At 64.1% G+C, this 14,190-nt stretch carries 16 protein-coding genes; 5 read left to right on the top strand and 11 right to left on the bottom strand.

What is annotated here, in order from left to right:
* Position 1: 1 nt before the first annotated feature.
* The 3 genes from kdsB to AC07UX_RS19580 form a co-directional block, all read right to left on the bottom strand.
* A complete protein-coding gene (gene kdsB / locus AC07UX_RS19590; RefSeq protein ID WP_495193699.1) occupies positions 2-811 on the bottom strand; it encodes a 3-deoxy-manno-octulosonate cytidylyltransferase in 810 nt (269 codons plus the stop codon).
* Positions 808-1,767, bottom strand: coding sequence for a KpsF/GutQ family sugar-phosphate isomerase (locus AC07UX_RS19585; protein ID WP_495193698.1), 960 nt, complete (start codon positions 1,765-1,767; stop codon positions 808-810). The genes kdsB and AC07UX_RS19585 overlap by 4 nt, the downstream gene beginning before the upstream one ends.
* A gap of 344 nt (positions 1,768-2,111) precedes the next feature.
* Positions 2,112-3,113 carry an NAD-dependent epimerase/dehydratase family protein gene (locus AC07UX_RS19580; RefSeq protein WP_495193650.1) on the bottom strand — a complete coding sequence of 334 codons (1,002 nt, stop codon included), beginning with the start codon at positions 3,111-3,113 and terminating at the stop codon, positions 2,112-2,114.
* Positions 3,114-3,297: 184 nt separating this feature from the next.
* Here AC07UX_RS19580 and AC07UX_RS19575 point away from each other — a divergent pair, with 184 nt between their 5' ends.
* Together AC07UX_RS19575 and AC07UX_RS19570 are read left to right on the top strand one after the other, a co-directional pair.
* Positions 3,298-4,431, top strand: coding sequence for a GNAT family N-acetyltransferase (locus tag AC07UX_RS19575; protein ID WP_495193649.1), 1,134 nt, complete (start codon positions 3,298-3,300; stop codon positions 4,429-4,431).
* Complete coding sequence (locus AC07UX_RS19570; RefSeq protein WP_495193648.1) at positions 4,428-5,297, top strand: cupin-like domain-containing protein; 870 nt, start codon at positions 4,428-4,430, stop codon at positions 5,295-5,297. Before AC07UX_RS19575 ends, AC07UX_RS19570 begins: the two co-directional genes overlap by 4 nt.
* Here AC07UX_RS19570 and AC07UX_RS19565 read toward each other — a convergent pair.
* From AC07UX_RS19565 to AC07UX_RS19555, 3 genes are read right to left on the bottom strand one after another with little or no spacing between them, the layout of a single operon-like run.
* On the bottom strand, positions 5,275-6,342 hold the full coding sequence (locus AC07UX_RS19565; protein WP_495193647.1) for a GNAT family N-acetyltransferase: 1,068 nt from the start codon (positions 6,340-6,342) through the stop codon (positions 5,275-5,277). The two genes, AC07UX_RS19570 and AC07UX_RS19565, sit on opposite strands and share 23 nt — an antisense overlap.
* A 39-nt stretch (positions 6,343-6,381) precedes the next feature.
* Positions 6,382-6,747 (bottom strand): Mpo1-like protein, encoded by a 366-nt coding sequence (locus tag AC07UX_RS19560; protein WP_495193646.1) that lies wholly within the window; start codon positions 6,745-6,747, stop codon positions 6,382-6,384.
* A gap of 57 nt (positions 6,748-6,804) precedes the next feature.
* Complete coding sequence (locus AC07UX_RS19555; protein ID WP_495193697.1) at positions 6,805-7,860, bottom strand: serine hydrolase; 1,056 nt, start codon at positions 7,858-7,860, stop codon at positions 6,805-6,807.
* Positions 7,861-7,969: 109 nt separating this feature from the next.
* Here AC07UX_RS19555 and ung point away from each other — a divergent pair, with 109 nt between their 5' ends.
* Together ung and AC07UX_RS19545 are read left to right on the top strand one after the other, a co-directional pair.
* On the top strand, positions 7,970-8,683 hold the full coding sequence (ung, locus tag AC07UX_RS19550; protein ID WP_495193645.1) for a uracil-DNA glycosylase: 714 nt from the start codon (positions 7,970-7,972) through the stop codon (positions 8,681-8,683).
* A 113-nt stretch (positions 8,684-8,796) separates the two neighbouring features.
* The gene (locus AC07UX_RS19545) at positions 8,797-9,147 is read left to right on the top strand and encodes a glycine zipper 2TM domain-containing protein (protein ID WP_150426711.1); all 351 of its coding nucleotides are present in this window, start codon (positions 8,797-8,799) and stop codon (positions 9,145-9,147) included.
* A 123-nt stretch (positions 9,148-9,270) separates the two neighbouring features.
* Here the strand turns inward: AC07UX_RS19545 and rpoZ are convergent, their stop codons facing one another.
* Positions 9,271-9,615: a DNA-directed RNA polymerase subunit omega gene (gene rpoZ, locus AC07UX_RS19540; RefSeq protein WP_120250960.1), complete on the bottom strand. Its 345-nt coding sequence runs from the start codon at positions 9,613-9,615 to the stop codon at positions 9,271-9,273.
* A 128-nt stretch (positions 9,616-9,743) separates the two neighbouring features.
* Between rpoZ and AC07UX_RS19535 the strand changes: the two genes are divergently transcribed.
* Positions 9,744-10,946: a phospholipase D-like domain-containing protein gene (locus AC07UX_RS19535; RefSeq protein WP_495193644.1), complete on the top strand. Its 1,203-nt coding sequence runs from the start codon at positions 9,744-9,746 to the stop codon at positions 10,944-10,946.
* A gap of 49 nt (positions 10,947-10,995) precedes the next feature.
* Here the strand turns inward: AC07UX_RS19535 and AC07UX_RS19530 are convergent, their stop codons facing one another.
* The 4 genes from AC07UX_RS19530 to AC07UX_RS19515 all read right to left on the bottom strand — a co-directional run bounded on the left by AC07UX_RS19530 (position 10,996) and on the right by AC07UX_RS19515 (position 14,144).
* Complete coding sequence (locus tag AC07UX_RS19530; RefSeq protein ID WP_495193643.1) at positions 10,996-11,361, bottom strand: hypothetical protein; 366 nt, start codon at positions 11,359-11,361, stop codon at positions 10,996-10,998.
* Positions 11,362-11,532: 171 nt separating this feature from the next.
* Positions 11,533-12,093 (bottom strand): hypothetical protein, encoded by a 561-nt coding sequence (locus tag AC07UX_RS19525; protein ID WP_495193642.1) that lies wholly within the window; start codon positions 12,091-12,093, stop codon positions 11,533-11,535.
* Positions 12,086-13,438: a sensor histidine kinase gene (locus tag AC07UX_RS19520; RefSeq protein WP_495193641.1), complete on the bottom strand. Its 1,353-nt coding sequence runs from the start codon at positions 13,436-13,438 to the stop codon at positions 12,086-12,088. Before AC07UX_RS19520 ends, AC07UX_RS19525 begins: the two co-directional genes overlap by 8 nt.
* Positions 13,431-14,144 carry a response regulator transcription factor gene (locus tag AC07UX_RS19515; RefSeq protein WP_495193696.1) on the bottom strand — a complete coding sequence of 238 codons (714 nt, stop codon included), beginning with the start codon at positions 14,142-14,144 and terminating at the stop codon, positions 13,431-13,433. Before AC07UX_RS19515 ends, AC07UX_RS19520 begins: the two co-directional genes overlap by 8 nt.
* Positions 14,145-14,190 lie beyond the last annotated feature (46 nt).

Below are 14,190 nucleotides of genomic sequence, written 5' to 3'. Positions count from 1 at the left end.
CTTAAAGTGGTGGCGTGGGATCGCCATAGAGCGCGATCAGCGCTTCGACCCGACTGATATCCGCTTCCGTATCGATGCCGCTGCTGTCGAAACGCGGCGGAGCGACGGCGACGGTCATGACCGGAATCCCCAGTTCGAGCAGCCGCAATTGCTCCAGCCCCTCCAGATCTTCGAGCGCGGTGGGCGGACAGGCCTCGAACCGCTCAAGCGCGTCGAGGGCATAGCCGTAGAGGCCGACATGCCGCCAGACCGGCGAGCGGGGCGTGGTTTCGCGCAACTTGTCCTCGCCGCGAATGGCGGGGATGATGGTTTTGGAAAACCAGAGGGCATGACCGTCCGGCGCGCGGGCGCAGGTGGTGCCGCTGAAGGGCGAGCGCATCTTATGTTCGCGCAGCGCATCGAGCGCGGGCCAGTCGAGCAAAATCACCGGGGTGGCGACCGGCGCGCCCGCCTGAAGCGCAGCGATCACGGCACCGAGCGCGCCTTCGGGCTGGAACGGCGAATCGCCCTGGAGATTGACGACGAGACGCGGCGGTTCCGGTTGCGCGCGCGCGGCGGCCAGCGCGCGACCGGAGCCAGTGGCGATGGCGCTGTCCGTCATCACCGCATCGCAACCGGCCGCGCGGGCATGGTCGGCAATGGCATCATCATCGGTGGCGACCGTCAGCGCGACGTCGGCGCGATCACCTATCGCCGCCCGCGCCATGGCGATGGTACGGTGCAGCAGCGTCCGCCCCGCAATCAGGCGGAGCGGCTTGCGCGGCAGGCGGGACGATCCAGCCCGCGCGGGAATGACGACGAGAAGGCTCAGGCAACCCCGGCGTTCAACAGGTCGTGCATGTGAACGGCGCCGACCAGGCGACCATTGTCACAGACGAACAGCAGCATGATGTTATGCTCATGCATCAGATGCAATGCTTCGGATACCAGTTCGTCGGGGCCGACAGCCAGCGGCGTCATGGTCATGAAGCGGCCGACCGAATCGGTCAGATTCTGCTTGCCGGTCACGGTACGGCGCAGGTCGCCATCGGTGAAAGCACCGATCAGCCGGCCGTTGCGATCGACGACCGCCGTGCCGCCGAGACGGGCGCGCGTCATTTCTATGGTAGCGTCGAGGAGCGAGGCATCCTCCCGCACCATCGGCACGTCGCCGCCCTTGGCCATCAGTTCGCGCACCTTGAGCAGTTGCGCGCCCAGCTTGCCATTGGGGTGGAATTTGTGGAAATCGTCGGCAGAGAAACCGCGCATTTCCATCAGCGAGATGGCGATCGCGTCGCCCAGCGCCATCTGCACCGTGGTGGATGTGGTGGGGGCCAGCGAATTGGGGCAGGCTTCCTCCACTTCGGGCATCAGCACGCACATGTCCGCCGATGTGGCGACCGTGCTTTGCGCCTGAGCGGTGATGGCGACCAGCGGGATGGCGAAGCGCTTGCAATAATGGATGATCGGTCCGAGTTCGGTCGATTCGCCCGAATGGGACAGCATCAACACGACATCGTCCGGTGTGATCATGCCAAGATCGCCATGTCCCGCATCGGCCGGATGCAGGAAGATCGCGGGTGTGCCGGTGGAAGTCAGCGTCGCCGTCATCTTTCGCGAGACGATACCGCTCTTGCCGATGCCCGTCACGATCACGCGACCGCGCACCTTCATGATAACGCCGATTACGCGAAGGAAAGTCGCGGCGAAATCCCGCTCGGCAAATTTGGCTTCCAGCGCATTCAGTCCGGTAGCCGCGATCGCCAGACTGCGGCATGCAGTCTCCACGATACGGCTGCCTGATCCGATGGGGACGATTTTCGAAGCTGGTGTCGACACGCGTTAGCCCTTTTATCCGTTTCAACCGACCGGAAGACCCCGTCGGATCCACGGCGACGAACCATCGCATTCGATGTGCCGTCTTCCTTCGTTCCGCGACCCCTAGCCAGTTTCGCAACCGACATGGGTGACGGCTTACGCCGTTTCAGGCACTTATGGCAATCTATTTTGCAAGTGCGAGATAAAATTAGCACTTTATATCGGTTGCTCCCCAATAGCCCAAGATGAAGCGACCAAGGTTAGCGATGAGCCGCTGAACATCTCACCCCTTAGTGCCGCGGCGCACCATGACGTCACGATGCCGCGTGATAGTCACGATACCATTGCACGAATTGCGGTACGCCCGATTCGATTGCGATGCTCGGCGCAAAGCCGACATCCTGCGATATGGCGCTGATATCGGCATAGGTCGCATGGACATCGCCCGGCTGCATCGGCTGAAAATCAATCTCCGCCTTCCTGCCCAGCGCATCTTCCAGCACGGCGATCAGATGCATCAATTCCTCTGGCCGGTTGTTGCCGATATTGTAGAGCCGGTGCGGCGCGCGGCTGCCGCCAGCCTTGACCGCACCGTCATCGGCAGGTGGATGGTCGAGGCAGGCGATGACGCCATCGACGATATCGTCGATATAGGTGAAATCGCGCTGCATCCGGCCATGGTTGAAGACCGGGATCGGTTCGCCCGCCAATATCTTCTTGGTAAAGATCCACATCGCCATGTCCGGACGCCCCCATGGACCATAGACGGTGAAGAAGCGCAGTCCGGTCATTGGGATACGGAAGAGATGGGCGTAGGTCTCGCCCATCAGTTCATCGGCCCTTTTGGTCGCGGCGTAGAGGGAGACGGGATGGTCGGCCCGATCCTCCACCCGGAAGGGCAAGCTGTCGTTGCCGCCATAGACGGAGGAAGAAGAGGCATAGACCAGATGCCGCACCCGCCGTTCGCGCGCCAGTTCAAGCATGTTGACATGGCCGGCCAGGTTGGAGCGAACATAGGCATGGGGATTGATCAGGGAATAGCGGACCCCCGCCTGCGCCCCCAGATGAATGATCGATTCTATCACCTGATCGGCGAGCGCGACCTGCAACGCATCAAGATCGGCAAAGTCCAGTTCGTGGAAGGTGAAGAGCCGTCCATGGGCCGCCTGCAACCGGGCGATGCGATCGCGCTTCAGCGAGACGGCATAATAATCGTTCATATTGTCGATGCCGACCACCGCATGGCCCTGCGCCATCAACCGGTCGGCGACGTGCATGCCGATGAAACCGGCGGCGCCCGTAACGAGGATCGTCATGCATTTCCCTCTCGGCATTGGGATGAGCGGCGAATAAGCCTCCGTCCCTGCTCCATCCCTCTCGAACAATCTGCGGCGGCTTGTAAACCCCTCTTGCGCCAACCACCCCTCCTGACCGGCGCGGGACGAACGGGCTTTCCCGTATCTTTACCGCCCCCTAATCTTTGTCGCCTATGGCAGGGCCATGGACATGGCTTCCCATCCCGCGCTTCCGACAACCGGTTCCGGCACCGATCAGGGTGCGCGCGCGCCCTGGCTCTCGCTGGCGCGGGAGGCGGCCGAGGCCAACGGTTTTTACGCGCCCGACATGCTGGGCGCGGCCATCGACCATCTGGCCGCCGGGCAGGATGTGCATCTGATCGAAGCATGGGACGGCGACCGGCTCATCGGGCTGATGCCGGTGGTGGGCAAAATCCGCCATGGGCGGCTGCCGATCGGCTGCGTCGGCAACTGGATGCACGATCACTGCTTTTTCGGCGCGCCGATCATCCGGCAGGGTGACGAGATCGCGGCCTGGCGCGGCTTTCTGGCGCAACTTGACGCGGCGTCCTGGGCCGGTGGCTTTCTGCATCTGGAGGGATTGGATGCGGCCGGCGCCAATGCCGCCGCGCTGGAGGCGCTATGCGTAGAGCAACGGCGCGGGCGGGTGGAAATCCATCGGTACGACCGGGCGATGCTGCGGTCCGAATTGAGCGCCGACAGCTATTGGGAAACCCATGTTCGGTCCAAGAAGCGCAAGGAATTGCGCCGCCTGCAAAAAAGGCTGGCGGAACTGGGAACGGTCGAGACGCGGCTGCTGAGCGCGCAGGAAGATCTGGCGGGTTGGTGCGACGATTTCCTGAAGCTGGAAGCATCGGGATGGAAGGGACGGGAAGGCACGGCGCTGGGATGCAAACCAGCCGACGCCGCTTTCTTTCGGGCTGCCTGCATGGCCGCCCTCGACGCGGGGCGGCTGCATATGCTGCGCATCGACCTGGACGGACAGGCGATCGCGATGTTGGTCAATTTCCGCCATGGCGAAGGCGCCTTCTCCTTCAAGATCGCCTTCGACGAGACGCTGGGCCGTTTTTCGCCCGGCGTGCTGATCGAGATCGCCAACCTCCATGCGGTGCAGGACGATCCGACGATCGGCTGGATGGACAGTTGCGCCGCCGCCGATCATCCGATGATCGACAGCCTGTGGGCGGAACGGCGGACCATCGTACAATATCGTATCGCGCTGCACGGCAGCGGCATGGCACGGATGCAGCGCAGCGCCGCCTTCGCCATCGCCAACGGCGTCGAGACGCTCGCCCGAAGATTGAAAGGACAGGCATGACCGCCCATAGCCCGATTGCGCCGGCCGCCCGCGCCACCTTCCCCGATGATGCGCGTGCCATCTTTGCCGCCGCCTATCCCGACCGGTCGACCAAGCTGAGCCATGGGCTGGTCGGCCATGGCCTGCTGACGCTGGACGCACTGGCGATGCTGGCCGAACGGATGCCGACGACGTCCGTGGAATATAATCTGGGCAAGCTGCCGCTGGGCGTGACCGCCGAGGAGACGCCGTCCAACGGGCTGACGCTGGGCGAGACGATCCGCACGATCGAGACGAACGGCAGTTGGGCGGTGCTCAAGAATGTCGAGCGCGACCCGGCCTATGCTGCGTTGCTGGACGATGCGCTGGCGGAACTTGAGCCGATCGTGGCGACGAAAACCGGGTCGATGCTGCACCGGGAAGCCTTCATCTTCCTCTCCTCCCCCGGCAGCGTGACGCCGTTTCACATGGACCCGGAGCATAATATCCTGCTCCAGATCATGGGCGTGAAGACGATGACCGTTTTCCCCGCGCGCGACGAGCATCTGGTTCCGGCGCAGAAGAGCGAGGATTTCCATGGCGGCGGGCATCGCAACCTGGTCTGGCAGGACGGGTTCAAGGCGCGTGGCGAGGCAGTTCGGCTGGAACCGGGCGACGCCATCCATGTGCCGGTGAAAGCCCCTCATTTCGTGGAAAATGGCCCGACCGTATCGGTGAGCCTGTCGGTGACATGGCGGTCTCACCGCAGCGTGGCGGAGGGCGAACTGCACAGTTTCAACGCACTGCTGCGCAAGCGCGGCCTGCCGGTCGGCAAGGTCAGCGCCCAGCCCGAAGCGCAGGGCATCCGCCGGCTGGTCTATCGCATCATGCGGAAACTGGGCGCCTGAGCAGACGGCGGAGCAGCGCTTCGGCTTCGAGGCGCGGGCTGAAGCGTTCCAGCACCCACCATTCGAGCGACTCCTCGCAAGTGGCGAGGCTCTGTTTATAGCGATCCTTGCCCGCGAGCAGCGAATAGCGGGTCAGGTCACGGGCAGCATAATGGCCCACCGCCGCCGCATGGCAGAGCAGGCCCGGCTTGTCCTTGGCCGTACGGGGCGATGCGAAGGCGGACTGATAGTTCATCGCCGCGCCGCGATGGACGAAATTGACAAGCAGGCCAACCACGCCGCCGGCGTCGGTGAAACGAAGCAGTTCCACCGTGCCAGACGGCAGCCCCCGAGCGGCGATGGTCGCGACGAAATTGCGGAAACCGGCATCGTCCCACGCATTATTCGCATGACGGCCGCCGTTGAGCGCGGCCATTTCGTCCAGCCAGATACCGACATCGTCCAGTCCGCCGACGCTGACGTCGGGGAGCGGGCCGCCATGATCCTTCATCGCGCGCCGGATCTGGCTGCGGCTATTGCTGCTGAGCAACGAGAGATAGTCGCCGTCGGCGGCACGCACCGCGTCGAGATCCACCTGATAGACCGGCGACCGATCGACGCGCGTGCGGCGCCGGACCGGCAGGGCAAGAAGCGCCGCATCCGGCGCGATGCCGCTTAGTTGCAAGGCACGCCAGTCGCGGCGGCGGATTAAGGCGGCGAGGGCAGCGGCGGTCGCTTCCGCCTCCCGCCCCTTTTCCACCAGTAGGCCGTTATATTCGACATAGGGGCGGTCGGCCTGTGGATCGCCTGATTGGTTGAGGCTGAGCGTCGCGACCCGGCCAAGCGGACGGGGCCGCATCGCATGGCCCAGCAGCGCCAGCGCCACATCCGATCCCGCTGCGTCGGTCACGGCGAGCAGGTCGGGGCGCACGCCATAGCTGTCGAGCCAGGCTGAAATCCAGGTCCACCCAAGGAAGAAGCTGCCGTCCGACCGCGCCTCCAGCGCCTGCCAACGTTGTGCCAGGGTTGCCCGGTCGGGCTGCGAGAAGGTGGCGGACAAGGTCATCGCGCCCCTTGTGGCAGAGAGCAGGACCGGGTCAAGCCATCAGGCGGACACGCGCCGTGCGGGATCGACCGTGCCGTCCGGGCGCACCCCGGCGCGCGCCAGATCGCATCCCATGCGGCCGGTCAGGAAGCGATACCACATCACGAAATCGGCTCGCAGCGACCAGAACGGGTAGCGGAAGGTTGCCGGGCGATTCCGCTCGATCAGGCCATGGCCGGCCCAGGCGAAACCATAGCCCGCCAGCGGCACCGCCGCCGCCATCCACCAGCCGCCGGCAAAGGGCAGGCTTGCGATCAGCCCGACCACGAGGCTGGTGCCCGCATAATGAAGCGCGCGCGTGCCGGGTCGGGCATGTTCCTGCAAATAATAGGGCCAAAAATCCCGGAAGCGGGTGATACGGCTCATATCTTGTATCTCCGGCATCCTCTTCAGGCGCCAGCGTAACGACAGCCTTGATCCCTGTTAAGAGTTATGCGCCAGACCGTGCGCCCGGTCGGGAGCATAGAGGAAATAATCATAGGCGGCGCGCGAAGCCTCCGCGATGATCCGGTCGCGCGACACATGGCCCTTGCTGTCCTTCATGACGAAGGCGACCACGGCGAAGCGGCGGCCATCGGGCAGGCGGACGATGCCGACATCATTGCCGGTGCCGTTGAGCGACCCGGTCTTGTGCGTGACCGCCGTGCCGGGCGGCAGCATGCCGACGATCCGCGCCTTGCCCGTTTCGCAATGGGCCATGATGGTGAAGAGCCGCTGGGTACTGGCCGCCGACAAGGCGCGGCCCGATTCATAAGCGGTGATGAGGTCCAGCATCGCCGTGGGCGTGGCGGTATCCTGCGGCTCCATGGCGAAGGCCAGATTGGGCAGGTCGCGAATATCCCGCGTGACAAGCAGCGGGTTGGCCCGGCGCGCGGCGTCGGCATTCTGGCGGAAGCTGCCCGACTGCGGATGGATGCCCATGGCGCGATAGAGAAGATGTGCCGTGTCGCTATCGACGCGCAGGCCGGTGACGCCCAATTTCGTCACGAAGGCGGTGATCGCCTGCGGCCCGCCGGCGCGCGCCACCAGCACGTCGGTCGCATTATTGTCGCTCTTTTGCAGCATCAACGCCAGCAGCCGATCGACCGACAGGGTCGCGCCGGGACGGTTGAACATCCAGGCTATGCCCCCCTCGCTCGCCAGCGCGGGATCGAGCGCCAGTTGATCGTCCAGCCGCAAGTCGCCGGCGTCCACCAGCGCGAAGATTCGGCCGGCCACCGCGACCTTGTAGGCGCTGGCCATGGGGAAAAGGGTGTCGCCGTTCAGCGCCTGCGTCTCTCCCGTCTGAAGATCGCGCACCGCGACGCCGACCGTACCGTCAGACAAGGCGGAAAAGCGGGTAAACTCACCGAGCAGCTTGGCCTCCGCCGTCTGCTGGACCTGCGACTTGGGCGGCGGGCCGAAAGCGTCGGCACTGGGCAGGGGCGCGAAGAACAGGCCAAGGGCGGCCAGCAGGCTGATCGAACGGTGAAGCGGCATGATTGTCCTGTTACGGATCGCCGCGCGGGAGGCAAGACCCTTTACCCCGATCCGGATCGGCAAATGCGCCCGGTTGACAGGACTTTGTGCCGCGCCCCATCTGGCGGGCATGAACGATATCATCAAGCTCGACGACAGCTGGCGCGCGCCGCTGGCCGAACAATTTGCCGCCCCGCATATGCAGGGCCTGAAACAGTTTCTTCAGGCCGAAAAGGCGGCGGGAAAGCGCATCTTCCCCAAGGGCAGCGAATATTTCCGCGCGCTGGACCTGACGCCGCTGGATCAGGTGAAGGTGGTGATATTGGGGCAGGACCCCTATCATGGCGAAGGGCAGGCGCATGGCCTGTGCTTTTCGGTGCAACCGGGCGTGCGGACGCCGCCGTCCCTGGTCAACATCTACAAGGAGATGGAGACGGATCTGGGCATCCCGCGCGCGCGCCACGGCTTTCTGGAACATTGGGCGAAGCAGGGCGTGCTAATGCTGAACAGCGTGCTGACGGTGGAGATGAGCCGCGCCGCATCGCACCAGGGCAAGGGTTGGGAATTGTTCACCGACGCGATCGTACGCCTGGTCGCACAAAAGGAAGAGCCCGTCGTCTTCCTTTTGTGGGGCGCCTATGCCCAGCGCAAGGCCAGCTTCGTGGATCAAAGCCGGCATCTGGTCATCAAGTCCGCCCACCCCTCCCCTTTGTCGGCCCATAACGGTTTTCTGGGATCGCGGCCCTTTTCCAAGGCCAATGCCTTTCTGGAAGCAAAGGGACGCGGGGCGATAGACTGGGCGCTGCCGGAACTGGACGGTCAGCAACAGGGGCTGTCACTCTGACGCGGGATCGACTTAGCTGAACGCCGGATAACAGGGCGGTTCAGGATCGCAACATGGTGCGCATGCCATAACCCGAATCACAGTCAGAGATTACAGGTTCGAGGAGAAGCAGCATGTTCATTCGTAAGGCCATCATGGCTACCGCTCTTGCCGCCGCCACCATGACCGCCGTCGTGCCATCGGCATCCTTCGCGCGCGATCATGACCGTCGCGGTTATCATCGCGACTATCGCGGCGACCATTATCGTGGCGATCGCTATGCCGACCGCCGTGACTATCGCGACGACCGCCGCTATCGCTGTCGCAAGTCGGGCGGCACGACCGGCCTGCTGGTCGGTGGTGTAGCCGGTGCCCTGCTGGGCCGGGCCGTCGATACGCGCGGCGACCGTGCTCCAGGCACGATCATCGGCGCTGGTGCCGGTGCGCTGGCCGGCCGGGCGATCGATCGCAACGGCAGCTGCTAACAACCGAAATGAAAAAGCCGCGGAGGTTTGCCCCCCGCGCCTTTTTCTTATCCCTGTAAAGGTCGAGGCCCGGTCCCGCTTGCGCGGGCCGAGCCTCTTTCCCTCTCCAAACTTTTGAAACGATCAGCCGTCGTAGTCGCCACCGATATTCTGGTTGCGCGGCGGCGCAGCAGCGGTGAGGCGCAGCGCCTCCGCCGACTGGGCGATCGAGCCGATCTCATCTGGTGTATCGTCATCGTCGATCTGCACCTTTTGCAGCGACGCGACGACCGAATCATGCAGATCGTCGGGCAATACGGTTTCTTCGGCGATTTCGCGCAGGGCGACGACCGGATTCTTGTCGCGGTCGCGGTCGAGCGTCAGCTCTGCACCACCGGAAATTTCGCGCGCACGCTGGGCGGCGAGAAGGACGAGGTCAAAACGGTTGGTAACCTTGTCGACGCAATCTTCGACTGTAACGCGGGCCAAACAGGGCCTCCTGCAAACAAGGAATGGAAAAATCCTGAACCGGTCGCCTAGCAGCCCCCCTACCCAGAGTCAATGAAAAGGCCATAAAGCCATGGCGGTGCTCGGTTAAAATGGGCATGAAGACAGATATGGCAACGATCGAGCCCACCCCCTCCCATGTCGAAACGGACGATATCAGCCTCAGCTTGCAGGACAATCATCTGCGGCTGATCGCGGACGGAGCGGCGCTGCGCGACACGCTGATCGCCCTGATCGACCGGGCGCGGCACAGCCTGAAACTCTATTATTATATCTTCGCAGACGATGGCAGCGGGACATTGGTGCGCGACGCGCTGATTGCTGCGCGGGGACGCGGCGTGGCGGTGACGTTGATGGTCGATGGGTTCGGTTCGTCGCAGACTCCCGACAGCTTCTTCGCACCGCTGATCGAGGCGGGCGCGCATTTCGCGCGATTCGGGACCGGCCGCACCACCCGCTACCTGATTCGCAATCATCAGAAGATGGCGATCGCCGACGACCGGCGGTTGATGATCGGCGGCTTCAATGTCGAGGATGGCTATTTCGGCATCCCGGCGGAAGATTGCTGGCGCGACGTCGGCCTGCTGATCGAAGGCGATCAGGTGGAGGCGATGACGCGGTGGTATGGTCAACTCTGGCGCTGGACGGCGACACGCAAACATCGGTTCCGCACGTTGCGGCACATGGTGCGGCAATGGCATCCGTCGCTGCATCATCATCCGGCCGACCCGTTCCGCTGGCTGATCGGCGGACCGACCCGGCGGCTCAGCCCCTGGGCGCAGGTGGTAAAGCGCGACCTGGAACAGGCGGGCCGGGTGGACATGATCGCCGCCTATTTCTCGCCGGGTCGGGGCATGCTGAAACGTATCGCGCGCGCAGCACTGCGCAAAGGCGCGTGCCTCATCCTGCCGGCCAAATCGGACAATGGCGCAACGGTGGCGGCGGCCCGATTGCTCTATGGGCCGCTGTTGAAGCGCGGCGTGGAAATTTACGAATATCAGCCCTGCAAGCTGCACATGAAGCTGATCGTCATCGACGATGCGGTCTATGTGGGGTCGGCCAATTTCGACATGCGGAGCCTGTTCATCAACCTGGAGGTGATGCTGCGGATCGAAGATGCCGCTTTTGCCGCGCAGGTACGCGATTTCATCGGACGCGAGGCGCAGGCTAGTCGGCGCATCGCGTTGGACACGTATCGGGCAGGGCGCAGCGGCATTACGCTGTTGAAACAGTGGATCAGCTATCTGCTGGTGGGCGTACTGGACTATACGGTGACACGACGGCTCAATTTCCGCGATCCGGATGCCGATTGAAGGGACAGTCCAAGCTTGCCCCTTCCATCGCCCGGATCAGCGGTGCCAGTTAGCGGCCATTATCCGTCAGGACGCGCACTTCGCCGACCGGATAGCCTTTTTCGGCCATTTCCTTGGCATAATCGCCGCGCGCATCGGCCAGTTCGGCACGATATTCCTCCCAGGCGTCGCGATTATCCTCCGCATCGGAGGAGCCGCGCAAATCCTTGGTCAATTCCTTGCGCGCTTCGGCCAGGTCGGTCTGATAATTGAACCAATAGTCGTTCTGGACCCCGGCGATGGGCGCCTGATAGACAAGCTGGGTTTCGACCTGCGCTAGCTGCTCTTCATAGCTCACCGGGCCTTCCTGCGCGATCGCGGCGGCAGGAACCATGGCCAGCAGGGCAGCGGCGGCGACAATCTTCGAACGAGTCATGGGCTCTTCTCCTCTTTCGATCTGAACCATGACCAACACAACGCGCCATCGCCCGGACTTTTCGCCTGAACGGATGTGCAGAATGGACGAAGCGTGAGGCTAAGACGACGGAGCGTAACGTGACAATCGCAGCCTTACCGCGATTTTTCGCGTAAAATCAGCGCGATATCTTCATCGAACGACCATGTAGAAGGCCGCAGGTGCCGCACCGCCATTTTCGATCACGATGTCATAGCGATCGGTAAAAAGCGGCAGCCAGACACAGTTCGCCTGCGAACCGCCGATCGGCTTGGCGCAGAGCGTATTGCCGTCCGCCGCCTGCACCCGCATCGTCAGATTGGCGGCGCCACGCGCAGGAGCAACCGAAATCTGGGCACGCTGCCCGGCAAAGAAAAGCTGGCGCACCGTCATGCTGCGTCCTGCCTCCAGGGAGCCGTGGCGATAGGCCGGTCCTAGCGCGCGTCCACGAAAACCGAGTCCGGAAGCCGTGACGCCATGGTCATGCGCTTCCTGCGTCCATTGGGTGACGAGGTCAGCCTGCCCGTCTGCGGGCTTCGCGCCCAAGGCCGTCAATATCTGCGCCGTGTCGAGCAATGCTGCATGGTTACCCGCCCGATCAGCCGCATCACCTTCCAGCAGCGTGCGCAGCACGGGGTCGGGCGGCGATAGGTCCGCCGCGGGCGCAGCGGGGCCAGCAATCATCAGCAATCCGGGCAGCAGCAGCCTAATCATCGCGAATCTCCGGCTGAAGCACGAAGCGCGCACCGGGCGCGGCGTCCTCCACATGCAGCGACAAGTCATGCCGCTCTGCGATCGCCCTGGCGAGGGCGAGGCCAAGGCCATGCCCGCCACCCCGCGCGCCGTCAAGGCGGACATAGCGTTCAAACACCCGGTCCCGATCGGCAGGAGGTATCCCCGGACCGTTATCCTGCACCACGATGCGCGGCCCCGGCCCCAGTTCGAGGACGACGGACCCGCCGCTCGGCACATATTTGAACGCATTGTCCAGCAGGTTGGACATCAGGCGCGTCATCTGCATCGGGTCCGCCCGGCTGCGCACTCCCGGCGCGATCCGCGCATGGAAGCCGATGCCCAGATCCTCCGCACTGGCGCCGTAGAGGTCGGCCAGACTTTCGGCGATATCGCTCAGATCCACTTCGGCCATGCCGCGCGGATCCCCCCGCATCGCCTGCGTACCTGCAATGTCGAGCAGCGAATCGAGCAGGCGGACGACGCCGCGAATTTCCGCCCGCGACTGGTCCAGAGTCCGCAGCAGGGCCATATCCTGCGTGCTTTCCATCGCCTTGAGGATGCGCGTATCGAGGTGCATCAGGGGCGTCCGGATTTCATGCGCGGTCTGGTCCGACACGGCGCGCTGCGCCTCCACCAGCCGTTCGACCTGGTCGAGCATCTCGTTGGTGTTGGCCGCCAGTTCGGCCAGTTCGTCATTGGCCCCCGCCCCCGGCGCGCGGGCGGCGATGCGACCGGCGCGCACGGCGGCGAATGTGGCATTGACCACCTCCACCCGCGCGCGCAGGCGACGGGCGGCGAAATGACCCGCAATGAGACTGAGCAGCGCAATGCCCGCGCCCGCCACGGCAAAGGCGGTAGCAAGGCGGCCAAGCAGCGCCTGCCCGCGATAGCTGCTGCGCCCCACCAGCAGGCGGGCGCCAGTGCCCAATTGCGTGGCACGGGCGAACATGCGGTCGCCGTCAGGCAGCGTAATGAAGCGCGCTTCCGAAACTTCGGATGCGATGACGGGCCAGCGATCGAGATTGCCGGCAAGGCGGCGACCTGCCGGATCGGTCAGCAGATACCAGCTGCGCTCGCCATCCTCCCGGTTCATGGCGAGACGGTCGGCGATGCGTGCGCGCAGTTCGGTTACGTCGCTGCTGAGATAGATGTCGGCAAGGCCGGCCAGGTCGGTATCGACTTCGCGCGCCAGCATGGTCCGGCCATCATCATCGACGATCTTCTGCACCACCAGGAACAGCGCCAGCGTAGAGAGCAGGCTGACCAGCAGCGCCGAAAGCGTGACCCGCCCGAAGACCGAGCGGAACAGGTCGGGTCTAGGCAAGGCCGGGTCCCGACGTCGCCACGATCAGCCGATATCCGGTACCCCACACGGTTTCCAGCACCGGACCGTCAAACCCGTCCTCCAGCTTGCGGCGCAGACGACCCACATTGACATCGACCACATTGGTCTGCGGATCGAAGCTGAGCTTCCACACCTGACGCAGCAGCATTTCGCGCGTCACCACTTCACCGGCATGTTCCATCAGGTAACGGAACAGTTCAAATTCCTTGGGCGAGAGCGGCAGATGCCTGCCCTGACGAAAGGCGGTGCGCGCCTTCACATGGCATTCCAGATCGCCGAACAGCAGGACCGGTTCATGGCTGCGCCGGCTGGCACGGCGCCAGAGTGCGCGGACGCGGGCGACGAGCTCCTCCGGCTCGAACGGCTTGGCGAGATAGTCGTCGACGCCGCTTTCCAGCCCCTCGACCCGATGTTCGCTGCGGCCCAGCGCCGACAGCATCAGCACAGGGGCGCCAACGCCCGCGACGCGCAGGCGGGTGACGATGTCTATGCCGGACAAATGAGGCAGCATGCGGTCGAGGATGATGACGTCGTGGCCGCCGCCGCCCGCGCGGTTGAGGCCGGTGACGCCATCGGTCGCCTGTTCCACAACCATGCCGGCGCCGCTCAATATGGTTGCGATGTTGGCGCGTGCCGCCTCGTCATCCTCCACCAGCAATACCGAAATTGCGTCCGCCTGCGCCATCATGGTCCCCCCGCTCGCAGATAACGCGAAAGGCCGCCAGTGACAA

The sequence above is a fragment of the Sphingobium sp. GW821-FHT02B05 genome (assembly GCF_059421905.1).
This window is presented reverse-complemented; position numbering and strand designations above follow the sequence as displayed.